The 15,210-nt window shown below is 58.1% G+C and carries 12 protein-coding genes and 1 tRNA gene; all 13 read left to right on the forward strand.

Annotated elements, in window-relative coordinates; translation table 11 throughout:
* Positions 1 to 444, forward strand: coding sequence for an META domain-containing protein (locus tag CMG77_RS08635; RefSeq protein ID WP_286806625.1), 444 nt, complete (start codon positions 1 to 3; stop codon positions 442 to 444).
* Between the two features lie 16 nt (positions 445 to 460).
* Complete coding sequence (locus CMG77_RS08640; protein WP_123637416.1) at positions 461 to 976, forward strand: hypothetical protein; 516 nt, start codon at positions 461 to 463, stop codon at positions 974 to 976.
* 425 nt (positions 977 to 1,401) lie between these two features.
* Positions 1,402 to 3,099 (forward strand): NAD-dependent malic enzyme, encoded by a 1,698-nt coding sequence (locus tag CMG77_RS08645; protein WP_286806628.1) that lies wholly within the window; start codon positions 1,402 to 1,404, stop codon positions 3,097 to 3,099.
* Between the two features lie 56 nt (positions 3,100 to 3,155).
* Complete coding sequence (locus CMG77_RS08650) at positions 3,156 to 3,515, forward strand: MmcQ/YjbR family DNA-binding protein (protein WP_123637414.1); 360 nt, start codon at positions 3,156 to 3,158, stop codon at positions 3,513 to 3,515.
* Between the two features lie 27 nt (positions 3,516 to 3,542).
* Positions 3,543 to 4,157 carry a helix-turn-helix domain-containing protein gene (locus tag CMG77_RS08655; protein ID WP_286806631.1) on the forward strand — a complete coding sequence of 205 codons (615 nt, stop codon included), beginning with the start codon at positions 3,543 to 3,545 and terminating at the stop codon, positions 4,155 to 4,157.
* An 11-nt stretch (positions 4,158 to 4,168) separates the two neighbouring features.
* Positions 4,169 to 6,343: a fatty acid oxidation complex subunit alpha FadB gene (gene fadB, locus CMG77_RS08660; protein ID WP_286806633.1), complete on the forward strand. Its 2,175-nt coding sequence runs from the start codon at positions 4,169 to 4,171 to the stop codon at positions 6,341 to 6,343.
* On the forward strand, positions 6,340 to 7,518 hold the full coding sequence (fadA, locus tag CMG77_RS08665) for an acetyl-CoA C-acyltransferase FadA (protein ID WP_123637411.1): 1,179 nt from the start codon (positions 6,340 to 6,342) through the stop codon (positions 7,516 to 7,518). The genes fadB and fadA overlap by 4 nt, the downstream gene beginning before the upstream one ends.
* A 179-nt stretch (positions 7,519 to 7,697) precedes the next feature.
* Entirely contained in the window at positions 7,698 to 8,624 is a 927-nt protein-coding gene (locus CMG77_RS08670) for a TraB/GumN family protein (protein ID WP_286806637.1), read from the forward strand.
* A gap of 157 nt (positions 8,625 to 8,781) precedes the next feature.
* Positions 8,782 to 8,866 (forward strand) — tRNA-Leu (locus tag CMG77_RS08675).
* Positions 8,867 to 8,937: 71 nt separating this feature from the next.
* On the forward strand, positions 8,938 to 10,251 hold the full coding sequence (gene tig, locus CMG77_RS08680; RefSeq protein WP_024460231.1) for a trigger factor: 1,314 nt from the start codon (positions 8,938 to 8,940) through the stop codon (positions 10,249 to 10,251).
* 161 nt (positions 10,252 to 10,412) lie between these two features.
* Entirely contained in the window at positions 10,413 to 11,048 is a 636-nt protein-coding gene (gene clpP / locus CMG77_RS08685; RefSeq protein WP_123637409.1) for an ATP-dependent Clp endopeptidase proteolytic subunit ClpP, read from the forward strand.
* A gap of 146 nt (positions 11,049 to 11,194) precedes the next feature.
* Positions 11,195 to 12,484: an ATP-dependent Clp protease ATP-binding subunit ClpX gene (clpX, locus tag CMG77_RS08690; protein ID WP_123637408.1), complete on the forward strand. Its 1,290-nt coding sequence runs from the start codon at positions 11,195 to 11,197 to the stop codon at positions 12,482 to 12,484.
* Positions 12,485 to 12,651: 167 nt separating this feature from the next.
* The gene (lon, locus tag CMG77_RS08695) at positions 12,652 to 15,072 is read left to right on the forward strand and encodes an endopeptidase La (protein ID WP_024460228.1); all 2,421 of its coding nucleotides are present in this window, start codon (positions 12,652 to 12,654) and stop codon (positions 15,070 to 15,072) included.
* Positions 15,073 to 15,210: the final 138 nt, after the last annotated feature.

The following is a 15,210-nucleotide window of genomic DNA, read 5'->3' on the forward strand; positions in this document are numbered from 1 at the left end:
ATGCGCGCCTTCAAAACGCTGGCATTGATGGCGCTGGCGTTGTCATCCGTCACTGCCTGCCAGTCATTTCGCACGCCGGCTGAACAGCAGACGGGCCCAGCGCTGTCGGAGTTTCAGGGCAGCTGGCGGGTCGTGGCGCTGAGCGGTGATGATCTGGACTCCTCGAGTCATGCGTTTGTCGAGTTTTCTGAGCCGCCGCGGCTTACCGGAAACGGTGGCTGCAATCGCTTCTTTGGTGTCTATCAGTACGACGAATCCGGGCTGCGTATCGACTCGTCTCTGGGCAGCACCCGGATGGCTTGCGCTGCGCCGGTGATGGCACAGGAGGCGCGGATGTTTGAACTCTTGCCTCAGGCCATCGCCGTCCAGTTGACCGGGTCCGATGTGTTGGTTCTGAAAGATGCCGACGGTACCGAGTTGCTGCGCGCGACTCGACAGCCCTGAGGGCAGGGCGAGCGCAATGCTTTTTTTTGATACCGAGTATCTGATTCGGCGGCCACTGACCGACGTGTTTTCCTGTCTCAGCGACTTCCAACGCTATCTGATGCAGCTGCCCGAATTTTATGGTGCGCATCTTACAACCGACGACAGCTCCATCGCGCCGGGCAAGGTGTACTGGATCAGTGTGCCCGAGGCCGATTATGCATATCGTACCCGGTTGGAGCTGATCGAAGTGTGCTCGCCGGAGCGTCTGGTTTACGACTATCAGTACACCGCTCTTGAGAACGATACACCTCTTTCTGCCAAAGAAGGGCCAATGCCCTGGGATCGGGCCCGAGTCGCATTGACCTGCTCGGCCTGTGAAGAGGGCACTCGGGTCTCGGCCCAGATGTGGGTGTTTGGCGTGCAGGGGTTTTTGGCTCGCTGGAAAGTCAACGCACTCAAAACCACGAGCGCCCGCGCACAGAAAAGCGCCAATGACAATATGGTGCGGGTTATTGAAAACCTGCTCGACGATAGCGCCGCCGATCGCTGAGTCACTCAGACGACGGCGAGCGGCACTCTCCTTCTACGAAACCGATCACCCCGTCTTTCGCACACGCGCTACAGGCATTGCCGAACGTGCGTTTCTGACCGGCGCCCGCCGACGTTTCTGTCGCCCACTCTTTGCTTGATGTCACCCCGTCGTCTTTTGGAGCAAGCTGGAAATAGCCGCAAACCGGATCATACTGCTGGGTGCAGACGTCGGGTCGCTCTTGCGGGCACGTGGTCAGATCTTCCGGTAGTGCCGGGGCCGGCTGCTCGTTCGCGGACCCTCCCTGACAGGCGGTCAGAGTGACCACCAGGGATCCGGTCAAAAGTACCTTAAGGCCGAGACCCGTCCTGGTTGTGCAAGCGGTGGCCTGCTCCGTGTCCGGGTCTGTGTTAACATTTGTTTCTTTGATAATCGTTGCAGGTGTCATGGTGAAAAAACGCCCCATTTATCTTCCGTTCGCGGGTCCGGCTTTGTTGGAAGCCCCACTGTTAAACAAGGGTAGCGCCTTCAGCACCCAGGAACGTCAACACTTCAATCTGGAAGGTCTGCTGCCCTACAGTATTGAAACGATTGAAGAGCAAAAGGCGCGCGCCTACGAGCAATTGTGCTCGTTTCATAACGACATTGACAAGCACATTTACCTGCGCAATATTCAGGATACCAACGAGACATTGTATTTTCGGTTGGTCGTGGATCACCTGGAAGAGGTGATGCCGCTGATTTACACGCCGACGGTGGGCCAGGCCTGTCAGCAATTTTCCAAAATCTATCGCCGCAAGCGCGGCCTGTTCATCACTTATCCCGACCGGGAGCGCATGGATGACATGCTGCAAAATGCCACCAAGCAGAAGGTCAAAGTGATCGTGGTCACCGACGGTGAGCGTATCCTCGGCCTGGGCGATCAGGGTATTGGTGGAATGGGGATTCCGATCGGCAAGTTGGCACTTTATACCGCCTGCGGTGGTATCAGTCCGGCCTACACCTTGCCGGTTGTTCTGGATGTGGGCTGTAATAATCAGTCCCTGATCAACGACCCCATGTACATGGGATGGCGTCACGAGCGCATCACCGGCGATGAGTACTATGCGTTTGTGGATCAATTTATCGAAGCGGCGCGCGTGCGCTGGCCCGATGCCCTGATCCAGTTCGAGGATTTTGCCCAGGGCAACGCGACGCCGTTGCTCGAGCATTACAAGGACCGAATCTGCTGTTTCAACGATGATATCCAGGGCACCGCGTCGGTGACCGTGGGCACGCTACTGGCGGCCTGTAAGGCCAAGGGCGAGTCCCTTGCCAAGCAGACGTTTGTGTTTGCCGGTGCTGGCTCCGCCGGGTGCGGGATCGCGGAACAGATCATTGTCCTGATGATGCAGGAAGGTTTGAGCGAGGCGCAGGCCCGTGGTCGGATCTACATGCTGAACCGTTCCGGTCTGTTGCGCTCGGGGTCGGAGAATGTGCGCAGCTTCCAGAAGCCGCTGTGCGTTCCGGATGAGCAGGTCGCCGATTGGGATCTGTCCAATAGCAAAAATCCCGACCAGATCAGTCTGTTGGATGTGGTACGCAACGCCAACCCGACGGTGCTGGTCGGTGTGTCCGGTCAGCCGGGGCTGTTTACCAAGGCGGTTATTGAAGCCATGCAGGCTCATTGTGAGCGGCCGGTGGTGCTACCGCTGTCGAACCCGACCTCCCAGGTGGAAGCCCAGCCGGTAGATATTCTCCGCTGGACCAGCGGCAAGGCTATCGTTGCGACTGGCAGTCCCTTCAAGCCGGTGGATATGGCGGGGCAGCGTCACGAGATTGCCCAGTGCAATAACAGCTACATCTTTCCCGGGGTCGGGCTGGGGGTTGTGGCCGCAAAAGCGTCACGGATTACCGACAATATGATGGTCGCGGCCAGTCGGGCATTGGCCGAGAGTTCTCCGATGGTAAAAACCGGCCAGGGAGCACTGCTGCCTCCGCTGGGTGAGATCCGCTCGGTGAGCCAGGTGATTGCCCGGGCGGTCTTCCGGCAGGCGGTTGAAGACGGTGTTGCCATGCCGGTACCGGAGGAGGTAATGGATCAGAAAATTGCGAGCAACTTCTGGGAACCGGAGTATCGTGATTATCGCCGAACCTCCTTTTAAGCTGTTAGACTATGGTTTTGTAAAATTAACCGACTACCTTGTGTGAGGCAAAATCAATGGATTACGAAAGTGCTAAGGCCAGCATATTGGCGAAACCTGAAGCGGTAGAACTGCAACCGGCAGGACCGGGCGTGGCGTCTTTCAAAGTGTGCCATAAACTGTTTGCGACCCTCGCCGAGGGAGAAGATGGCGTGCCTTACATCAACCTGAAGTGTGAGCCGAATCGGGCCCAGGAACTTCGGGATACCTATCCGGCCATTCAGCCGGGTCATCGTATGAATAAAGTCCACTGGAATAGTGTGATTCTGGATGGCAGTGTGCCCGAGGATCTGATCCTGGAACTGATCGATCACTCCTACGAACGAGTCGTCGAAAACCTCCCTCCGGCCGACCAGCAACGGCTCCTCGGTCGCTGACCGTCACATTCCGGGCAGGGTGGTAGAGTGAGTCAGACGGATCGTGACCCCGAAGCTATCGCGCTGGGAGAAAGGCTTCGCCTGGTGCGGGAGCTGAACGGGCTGTCCCAGCGCGAATTGGCCCGTCGCGCCGGTGTGACCAACAGCAATATTTCCCTGATCGAACAGGGCCAGATCAGCCCTTCGGTGGGGTCTCTGGCAAAGCTGCTCGACGCCATCCCCCTCTCTCTGGCGCAATTTTTCGCATTGGACACCCGAGCCCCCTTGGGCATCGTCCTGACCCGCGATCAGGTGATTCGCTCAGAACACCCCGAGTTGGGGTTGGTGATAGAGCGCTTCCCCCGATCTGACTGTCACTCCCTGTCACTTGAACGCCTGCAGTTTGCTCCCGGCGCAGACACGGGGGCCGAGCCCTGGCAACTGTCCTCAGCGCGATCCGGTTGGTTGCTGTCGGGCCGTCTAGAGTTGACTCTGGGGGTTCGCTGCTACACTTTGAACGAGGGCGATGGCTGCCAACTGCCCCAGGGGCAGTGGTTCCGTGTGCGCAATACCGGCTCGGTGCCGGCCATCGCGGTAGTGGCCCGCGGGGCGGATTGTCCAGTGCCGTTGACTCCGACCACACCTTTCGACCACGACCAATAGAGACTGTAGGTATGTATCAGGGACACACATTGAAGCTTGTCATGCTCGATGACGGTATCGCCGAGCTGGTGTTCGATCTGCAAGGTGAGTCGGTCAACAAATTCGGCCGGCAGACCGTTGTTGAATTAAGCGAAGCGCTTGATGCGCTTGCCGCGGCGACGCCCTCGGAGTTGAAAGGGCTGTTGATCAGCAGCGCCAAGCCGGCACTGATGGTCGGTGCGGATATCGGCGAGTTCCAGGGATTTTTTGCCTCCGGCGAGCAGGCCGTGAAGGATTATCTGGCGAGCAACAACCGCAACTTCAATCGCCTCGAAGATCTCCCGGTTCCCGTGGCCATAACGATTGACGGCTATGCGCTGGGCGGTGGCCTGGAGCTGTGTCTGGCCTGCGATTATCGGGTAATGACGCCCTCGGCCCGGATCGGACTTCCCGAAACCCAGTTGGGCATTATCCCGGGGTGGGGTGGCACGGTCCGGTTGCCCCGGCTGGTGGGCGTGGATACCGCTGCGGAGTGGATTGCCAGTGGCCGACAGTGGGATGGCAAAGCCGCGCTGAAAGCCGGTGTGGTGGACGCCGTTGTGGAGAGCGGCAAACTGCGGGAGGCGGGTTTGCATGTCCTGAAAGAATGTCATGAGGGTCGGTTTGACTATGCCGCCCGTCGAGCCGCCAAAACCGCGCCTCTCAAGCACAATCGGATTGAAGCCGCCATGGCGTTTGAAACGGCAAAGGCCGTGGTGGCCGCCCAGGCGGGGCGCCACTACCCAGCGCCAGTGGCGGCCATCGAGGTTATGGAAAAAGCGGCGGGCGAGGGCCGTGAGGCGGCACTGGCAATCGAGGCCGACACCTTTGCCCGCCTGGCGACCACAACCGTGGCCCAGGCTCTGGTGGGTATCTTTATCAATGATCAGTTGTTGGCTCGAAACGCCAAGCGCTGGCAGGCCGAGGACAAACAGGGTGTCTCGCGCGCGGCGGTCCTGGGCGCCGGGATCATGGGCGGCGGCATTGCCTACCAGTCGGCACTCAAGGGGGTGCCGATCAAAATGAAAGACATCGCCCGCAAAGGCTTGGAGCAGGGGCTGGAAGAAGCCAACCGGCTGTTGGTCAAGCGTGTCGAGAAAGGTCGCATGACCGCCAGTGCCATGGGCGAGGCGCTGAACCGGATTGAGCCGACCCTGGGGTACGACGGATTCGACGATGTGGATATGGTGGTCGAAGCGGTCGTGGAAAATACCAAAGTCAAACAGTCGGTGCTCGCCGAAACGGAGCGGGCGGTGGCCGAGTCCACCATCCTGGCCTCGAATACATCGACCATTTCCATCACCACGCTGGCCGAAGCGCTGAGCCGGCCAGAGAATTTCTGTGGGATGCACTTTTTCAATCCCGTGCATGCCATGCCGTTAGTGGAGATCATCCGGGGTGAGAAAACCTCCGATCGGGCCATTGCCCGAACGGTCGCCTATGCCAATCAGTTGGGCAAAAAACCCGTTGTGGTCAATGATTGTCCGGGTTTTCTGGTCAATCGCGTGCTGTTCCCCTATTTCGCGGGTTTCGCGCTACTGGTGCGCGACGGCGTCGATTACGAGCGGATTGATCGGGTCATGGAGCGCTGGGGTTGGCCGATGGGGCCCGCCTATCTGCTGGATGTGGTGGGACTGGATACGGCCATTCACGCCGAGCAGGTGATGGCCGACGCCTATCCGGATCGACTTCAGCGCGATTTCACCTCCTGTACCGAAGTGCTGTTTGACAGCGGGCGGTTGGGGCAGAAGAGCGCGGGCGGTTTTTACGATTACAGTGACGATCGCAAAGGGCGGCCGCAAAAACAGTCGAGCCCCCAGGCCCGGGAGTCTCTGGAGCCGATGGACAATACCGACCTGTCGGATGAAGCCATTGTGGCCCGAATGATGGTGCCGATGGTCACCGAGCTGGTTCGTTGCCTCGATGAGGGGATTGTCGCCTCGCCCGCCGAAGCCGATATGGCCATGGTGTACGGAACCGGCTTCCCTCCCTTTCGTGGCGGAGCGCTGCGCTGGGTCGATGCCGTTGGCCTCGACGCTTTCCGCGCCATGGCGGAACCCTGGGCTGACCTGACCCCGCTGTACCATCTACCCGATGGGCTTTTGCGCCGAATCGAGAGCGGCGAGCCTTTCTATCCTGTTGTTCCCTCTCAGGGAGGTGCCCAATGACCTTGCATCACCGAGACGCGGTTATTGTCGATTACGCCCGCAGCGCCATGGGGCGGTCCAAAAACGGCTGTTTCCGTTTCAGTCGGGCGGATGATATATCCGCCAGTCTGATCCAGGCGCTCTTGTCCCGCAACCCGGCCCTGGAGCCGGCGTCGGTCGATGACTTCATCTGGGGCTGTGTGCTGCAGCGCGAAGAGCAGGCCTTCAATATTGCCCGGAATATCTGGCTGCGGGCCGGTTTGCCTCACTCGGTACCGGCGCAAACCGTCAATCGTCTGTGTGGTTCTTCCATGGCGGCACTGCATACCGCGACCGCCAATATACGCGCCGGCCTGGGGGATGTTTACCTGATTGGTGGGGTAGAGCACTTGGGGCACCTGCCGATGTACGAGGCCATTGATCCGAACCCTCTGTTAGGGCTTTCGGTGGCCAAGGCGGCGGGAAATATGGGCGTTACCGCCGAATACCTGGCGCGCCTTCACGGCATCACCCGCTCGCAGATGGATGAGTTTGGCGCCCGCTCGCATCAGCGGGCGGCGGCCGCCCGGGCGCGTGGAAGCTTTACCCGGGAAATTGTCCCCGTGGCGGGGCACACTGAAGAGGGCTTTCCGATCATGGTGGCGGAAGACGAGACGATTCGTCCGGACACCACCGTAGAGGGGCTGGCGCAGTTGCGCCCGGTGTTCGATCCCAAGAATGGTCAGGTCACGGCTGGCACTTCGTCGCAACTGTCCGACGGCGCCTCGGCCATGGTGGTCATGTCCGCGGAGCGGGCCCAGGCTCTGGGGCTCAAGCCGCTGGCCCGGGTGGTGTCTATGGGGCTGGCGGGCGTGGACCCTTCCATCATGGGGTACGGGCCGGTTCCGGCCACCCAAAAGGCGCTGGACAGCGCCAATCTGACCATGGAAGACGTGGAGTGCGTGGAGCTCAATGAAGCGTTCGCCGCTCAGGCGCTGCCCGTGCTCAAGGATCTTCAACTGCTGGACGATATGGATCAGCGGGTGAACCTCAATGGTGGTGCCATCGCCCTGGGGCACCCCTTTGGTTGCTCCGGCACCCGCATCACCGGCTCTCTGCTCACCGCCATGACGGAGCAGGATATGACCTTGGGCGTGGCCACCATGTGCATCGGTCTGGGGCAGGGGATTAGCACCGTAATTGAGCGAATCAATTGAGCGCCCTCTAAAGGGGTCGATTTTCGTGCAGGTTCTGCTAGACTCCGTCGTCATTGTGACTCTCTGATGACGGCGGAGTGCGTTTGGTGGTCAATAGATTCGGTGCTCTGGCACCCGCGAACAGGCTGAGCGGCGCCCGTCCCTTCTTCGAAGGGCTGCGGAGTGCGTTGGCGTCGCTAATGCTCCTGTTCGTCGCGACGCTCTGGTCGGGAGCGCTGCAGGCCGAGAGGGCCCGCATTCACGACGCGCTTACCGAAGCGAGCCCAATGGCCATGGTTGAGGCTCCTTCACGCCCTCTCCTGTGGCGGGTTCAGCACCCGGATCAGCCGGAGCCCGTGTACCTCTTCGGAGCGCTGCACTTCGGCGATGACAGCTTTTTTCCTCTCCCCGATAAAGTGCTCGATGCCTACCGCGACTCGGATCTGCTCGCGGTCGAACTCGATGTCTCCCAGGTCGGCCCCGACCGTATGCACGCCACTCTGGCGCGAATGGGGCGCTATCCCTCTGGCGTTCAACTGTCCGAGCGCATCGCGCCGGCACTGTGGGAGCAGTTGAGTCAGGCCAGTCAGCGGTTGGGCCTGCAGACCGAGTCCATTGTGCATCTGCGGCCCTGGTTGGCGGCGCTGCAACTGGTCAATCTTCAGGTGGCCCGCAGCGATTACCGAGCCGGGCAGGGCGTCGACCGCTACTTTCTCGATCTGGCCCGGGGGGACAAGCCGGTAGAGCCTCTTGAAACCCTGGAGCAGCAATTGTCCCTGTTTGCCGGTATGACGGAAGTGGAGCAGAGCGCTTTTCTGGAGCATACTCTGGAGGACCTCGAGGCCACCGGGCCGCAGTTGCGGAGAATGGCGCGGGCCTGGCGGGAAGGGGATCGCTCGGACCTGGAGTCGGTCATCCTCGGGGCGTTTGATCGCGAGGATCATTTCAGTCGCACCCTCTATCAGCGAGTGTTCAAAACCCGCAATGAAGCCATGGCCAGTGCCGTGGAATCCTACCTCTCCGCCCAGCAACGGGTATTTCTGGTGGTCGGTATTGGTCACCTGATTGGTCCCGATGGTCTGGTCGATAACCTCCGCCAGGCGGGTTACCGCATCGAGCAGCTCTGAGCGCGCTTATTGAACCCTTCCGGGGCTTGTGGCACAATCTCCTGCCTTCACGCCGGCCGAAGGGCTGATTTTTGTTAAAAATTCATAAAAATCAGTGGCTTGGCGGTTCTGTGAAGTTTGCCTGTCGCGCCGCAAGCCAGGTGCGTCGGCAGTGAAAGCGGTCGTGGTGGAATTGGTAGACACGCCAGATTTAGGTTCTGGTGCCGAGAGGTGTGAGAGTTCGAGTCTCTCCGACCGCACCAATTTAAGATCATTCATGAGTCACCCTTAACGGCATTGGCCCCCCGATGCGAATAGCGTATAGAGGAAGAGAATGCAGGTTTCCATAGAGACAACGTCCGGTCTGGAGCGTCGCCTGACGGTGGGAGTCCCCGCCGCAGAAGTCGATAGCGAAGTGCAGAAGCGCTTGCAGCAGGCTGCCAAGAACATTCGTATCAACGGCTTCCGCAAGGGCAAAGTACCCATGAAAGTGGTCAAGCAGCGCTATGGCGACGGTGTTCGTCAGGAAGTGCTGGGTGATGTCATCAACCGCAGCTTCTATGAAGCCGTGCGTAAAGAAGACGTCAAGCCGGCGGGTCAGCCGTCCATCGAGCCCAAGCAGTTCGAAGAGGGCAAGGACCTGGAGTATGTGGCCACCTTTGAGGTGTACCCCTCCGTTGAGCTGGGCGACTTCTCCAAAATTGAAGTGACTCGCTACAAGGCAGATGTGACGGCAGAAGACGTCGACAATATGATCGATGTGCTGCGTGAGCACCAGGCCAGCTGGAAAGAAGTGGATCGGGCCGCCCAAGACGGCGACCAGGTCAATATCGATTTCGTCGGCACCCGCGATGGTGAAGCCTTCGAGGGTGGCAGTGCGGAAGGACAGAATCTGGTGCTGGGTTCCGGCTCCATGATTCCCGGCTTTGAAGACGGCCTGGTTGGTCTGAAGGCCGGTGACGAGAAAACCCTCGAGCTGACCTTTCCGGAAGACTATCAGGCGGAAGAGCTCCGCGGCGCCGCGGTTGAGTTCAAGGTGACCGTCAACAGCGTTTCCGAGAAAGAGCTGCCCGAGCTGGATAAAGATTTCTACGCCAAGTTCGGCGTCGAGAAGGGCGGTAAGCCTCAGTTCCGCAAGGAAGTGAAGGCCAATATGGCCCGCGAGCTCAAGAACGCCATCAAGGCCAAGACCAAGAACCAGGTCATGGACGCGCTGCTGGAAACCCATAAGCCCGACCTGCCCAAGGCTCTGGTCAGCAGTGAAATCGAAACCCTGCGTCAGCAGATGATGCAGCGCTTCGGTGGTCAGCAGCAGAACTTTGACGTCAAATCTTTGCTCCCGGACACCATGTTCCAGGAAGATGCGGAGCGCCGCGTCGCCCTGGGCTTGGTCGTGGGTGAAATCGTCAAGGAAAACCAGATCAAAGTGGATGCCGATCGCGTCCGTGAAATGGTGGAAGAGCTGGCCTCTACGTACGAGGAGCCCGAGGCGGTCGTCAATTACTACTACGAGAACCGTCAGTTGCTGTCCAGTGTTGAGTCGGCGGCCCTGGAAGACCAGGTGGTGGACTTTATCCTGGATAAAGCCAAAGTGACCGATGAGTCCAGCAGTTACGACGACATCGTTACCCGTCAAAAGCAGCAATAATTGTACAAAATGGCCACAAACTGGACAGTTTGTGGCCATTCTCCCCGCCGAAGTCTCCTTATGCTGGCATATCAGCGTTTCTCAGGTTAAGCTTTCCCTACCATTTTCAGCGGTTCCGTCCAGTCGAGCCGCGGTAGTCAATAGAAGGACATACGGTTTTTATGTCGAACGAATTCTCCAAACAGGTACCTGACGTTATGGCATCCGGCTTGATTCCCATGGTGGTGGAGCAGACCGCCCGTGGAGAGCGCTCCTACGATATCTATTCCCGCCTGCTCAAAGAGCGGGTGATCTTTCTGGTGGGACAGGTCGAAGACTATATGGCGAACCTGGTGGTGGCTCAGCTCCTGTTCCTGGAAGCCGAGAACCCCGACAAGGATATTCACCTCTACATTAACTCTCCCGGTGGCTCGGTGACCGCTGGTATGGCCATTTATGACACCATGCAGTTCATCAAGCCCGATGTCAGCACCATGTGCATCGGCCAGGCGTGCAGCATGGGCGCATTCCTGCTGACCGCCGGCGCGAAGGGCAAGCGGTTCTGTCTGCCCAACTCCCGGGTCATGATCCACCAGCCCAGTGGTGGAGCCCAGGGTCAGGCGTCGGACATCCACATTCAGGCTCGGGAGATTCTGAGTATCCGCGAGCGTCTGAATGAGCTGATGGCCCATCACACCGGTCAGTCGGTGGAGAAGATTGCGCTGGATACCGAGCGGGACAACTTCATGAGTGCCCAGAAGTCGGTCGAATACGGTCTGGTGGACAGCGTGGTCAGCCGCCGCGGAGGCGCTGAATAAGCTGACGCCAGCACGCCCGGGCATCCAAACGGTGCCCGGCGCGTATACTTCATTGAGTCTGGAGGCCGAACAGGCGAATCCAGCTTGAAATTCCGGGTAAAAGGTTGCATCTTTACCCCTATAAGCGTTTAAGACGGAGTGGTTTAATGACCGATCACACCAAAGACAGTGGCGACAAGAACGGCAAACTGCTGTATTGCTCGTTCTGCGGTAAGAGCCAGCACGAAGTGCGCAAGCTGATCGCCGGTCCCTCGGTGTTCATCTGCGACGAGTGTGTCGATCTGTGTAATGACATCATCCGCGAGGAGATTCAGGAAGCGGCGGCCGAAGGCCCCTCTGAACACCTGCCCACGCCGAGTGAAATCTCGTCGATTCTGGATGAGTACGTCATTGGCCAGAAGCGTGCCAAGAAAGTGTTGGCTGTGGCGGTGTACAACCACTACAAGCGTCTGCGGGTTGGCGACAAGGGCAAGGACCCGATCGAGCTCGGCAAGAGTAATATTCTGCTGGTGGGGCCGACCGGTAGTGGTAAAACGCTGCTGGCAGAAACGCTGGCACGCCTTCTCGATGTTCCCTTTACCATTGCGGATGCGACCACGTTGACCGAGGCTGGTTACGTGGGCGAAGACGTCGAAAACATCATCCAGAAGCTGTTGCAGAAATGTGATTACGACGTCGACAAGGCCCAGCAGGGTATTGTCTACATCGATGAAATCGACAAGATTTCCCGCAAGTCAGATAACCCCTCGATCACCCGTGATGTGTCAGGGGAGGGCGTTCAACAGGCGCTGCTCAAATTGATTGAAGGTACGGTGGCTTCCGTACCGCCGCAGGGTGGGCGTAAGCACCCACAGCAGGAGTTCCTGCAGGTTGACACCAAAAATATCCTGTTCATCTGTGGTGGTGCCTTTGCCGGGTTGGACAAGGTGATTCGCGACCGCTCTGAGAAAGGTGGAATCGGTTTTGGAGCGGAAGTCAAAAGCAAGGACGACAAGCGCAAGTTTGGCGAAATCCTGCATCAACTCGAGCCTGAGGATCTGGTTCAGTACGGTCTGATTCCCGAGTTCGTCGGTCGTCTGCCGGTCATTGCCACCCTCGATGAGCTCGACAAAGAGGCGTTGGTTCAGATTCTGACCGAACCCAAGAACTCCCTGACCAAGCAGTACCAGCGACTGTTTGAAATGGAAGGGGTTGACATTGATTTCCGCCGTGACGCGCTTGAGGCGGTGGCCCAGAAAGCCATGGACCGCAAGACCGGTGCTCGAGGGCTGCGCTCCATCATGGAGGCGGTACTGCTGGACACCATGTACAAGATTCCCTCCGAAGAAGGTGTCGTGAAAGTCATTGTCGATGACTCTGTTATTAAAGGCGAGTCGGAACCCCTGCTGGTCTATGAGCAGAGCGAGGCGCCAGCGAAGGTAGCCAAGGGCGACTGAACGCGGTTGCAGTATCGTGGTTAAACCGCAAAGAGCGCCTTATGGGCGCTCTTTGCGGTTTTTTACCGTCAAAAACTTGTAATCCGGCGGGGTAGCCCCCAATCTTTTAGTGTGTCGCTCTTTCGCGACAAGCAGTTTCTGGCCTTCCACTATGAGGACCGACCCAGATGGATCAACAAGACAAGCCCATTCCCACCCAAGTCAGTGATATTCCGCTGTTGCCGCTGCGTGACGTCGTGGTGTATCCCCACATGGTGATTCCCCTGTTCGTGGGCCGTGACAAGTCCATCGAGGCGCTTGAAAGCGCCATGTCCAGCGACAAACAAGTATTACTGGTAGCCCAGAAAAACCCCGGTGACGATGACCCCAAAGCAGAGGACCTGTACGGCGTCGGTACCGTTGCCACAATTCTCCAGCTTTTGAAATTGCCTGACGGCACGGTGAAAGTGCTGGTGGAAGGCGGCGAGCGTGCCGCGATCGAAAATGTCGAAGTCATTGATAAACATTTTCGCGCCAGAGTGAATTTGCTGGAAGAGGAAACCCTGACGGGGCACCAAGCGGATGCCCTGATCAATTCAACCATCAACCAGTTTGAGCAATACGTCACCCTGAGCAAAAAAGTACCCTCGGAAGTGATGACCTCGCTCAGCGGGATTGACGAGCCCGGCCGCCTGGCCGATACCGTGGCGGCGCACATGACCCTCGAGCTGGGGCAGAAGCAGGCCATTCTGGAAATGGTCTCGGTGCGCGAGCGCATCGAACATCTACTGGGGTTGATGGAGGCGGAAATTGATCTGTTTCAGGTCGAGAAAAAAATCCGCGGGCGCGTCAAGCAGCAGATGGAAAAGAGCCAGCGCGAGTATTACCTGAATGAGCAGATGAAAGCCATTCAGAAAGAGCTTGGTGACATGGGAGATGAGGGCAATGAAATCGACGAGCTCGAGAAGAAAATCGAGCAAGTGGGTATGCCCAAGGAGGCTGAGGAAAAAACCCGTGCCGAGCTGAACAAGTTGCGCATGATGTCCCCGATGTCGGCGGAAGCTTCGGTGTTGCGAGCCTATATCGACTGGATGCTGAAGGTACCCTGGAAAAAACGCAGTAAAGTCCGTCACGACTTGCAGCGGGCTGAAGATGTGCTGGAGAAAGACCACTTTGGCCTGGAAGAGGTCAAGGAGCGCATTCTTGAATATCTGGCGGTTCAGAAGCGGGTAAACAAAATCAAAGGCCCGATTCTGTGTCTGGTTGGTCCGCCCGGTGTGGGTAAAACCTCCCTGGGAGAATCCATTGCCCGGGCCACCAATCGCAAATTCATCCGGATGGCGCTAGGTGGGGTGAGAGACGAGGCGGAAATTCGCGGTCACCGCCGCACCTACATCGGCTCTCTGCCCGGCAAGCTGGTACAGAAAATGGCGAAGGTCGGGGTAAAAAATCCGCTCTTCCTGTTGGACGAAGTCGACAAGATGGGGATGGATAACCGGGGTGATCCGGCGTCGGCGCTGTTAGAGGTGTTGGACCCGGAGCAGAACAATCACTTCAACGATCATTACCTGGAAGTGGATTACGATCTGTCGGATGTCATGTTCGTCTGCACCTCCAACTCGATGAACATTCCCGGTCCGCTCCTGGATCGCATGGAGGTTATCCGGATTCCGGGGTACACCGAGGATGAAAAGCTCAACATTGCGCTTCGTTACCTGATCCCGAAGCAGATGAAGACCAATGGCCTCAAAGAAGGCGAGTTGACCATTGCCGATGAAGCCATTCGCGACATCGTCCGGTACTACACACGCGAAGCCGGGGTGCGTGGTCTGGAACGGGAAATCGCCAAGGTGTGCCGCAAGGTGGTCACCCGCCATGTGAAGGACAAAACCGTGCGCGAAGATGTGGTTGATTCGGCTGTACTGGAAGATTACCTGGGGGTTCGGAAGTTTGACTTCGGTCGGGCTGAAGATAAAAACCAGATCGGCCAGGTGACCGGTCTGGCCTGGACCCAGGTCGGTGGTGAGTTGCTTACGATCGAGTCATCGGCGGTCAAAGGCAAGGGCCGGGTCATCAAGACGGGTTCTCTGGGGGATGTCATGCAGGAATCTATTCAGGCAGCCCTCACCGTGGTTCGTTCGCGTGCCCAGGTGCTGGGGATTGCGCCCGATTATCACGAGAAAATGGATGTTCACATTCACGTTCCGGAAGGGGCGACCCCGAAAGATGGCCCCAGTGCTGGTATTGCGATGTGCACCGCCCTGGTGTCGGTGTTGACCAGTATCCCCGTACGCGCGGATGTGGCGATGACCGGTGAAATTACCTTGCGGGGTGAAGTGCTGAGGATTGGTGGCCTGAAAGAAAAGCTTCTAGCGGCTCATCGTGGAGGTATCAAGACGGTCATTATTCCGCAGGAAAATGAGCGTGATCTGAAAGAAATTCCCGATAACATTAAAGAAGACCTGACCATCAAACCGGTACAGTGGATCGATGATGTGTTACAGATTGCGCTGCAGTCCATGCCCAAGCCGCTGTCTGATGAAGAGTATCAGGCGTTGGAAAAAAAGGCTCAGCAGGATGATTGCGGTAATCGTATCAGCACCCATTGAGGCGAAAGGGAAGTTTCCATTGGTAACAACCGGGCCAGCCTTCGGGCTGGTGTCCGGGTAACAAAATAGGGCGTTGATACCCGGTTCGGGTCAGGTTTGGTTAAATAACGTTCAATCCTTGAAGTAATCGCACAAAGC

The organism is Marinimicrobium sp., from assembly GCF_002695945.1.
Classification (GTDB): domain Bacteria; phylum Pseudomonadota; class Gammaproteobacteria; order Pseudomonadales; family Cellvibrionaceae; genus Marinimicrobium; species Marinimicrobium koreense.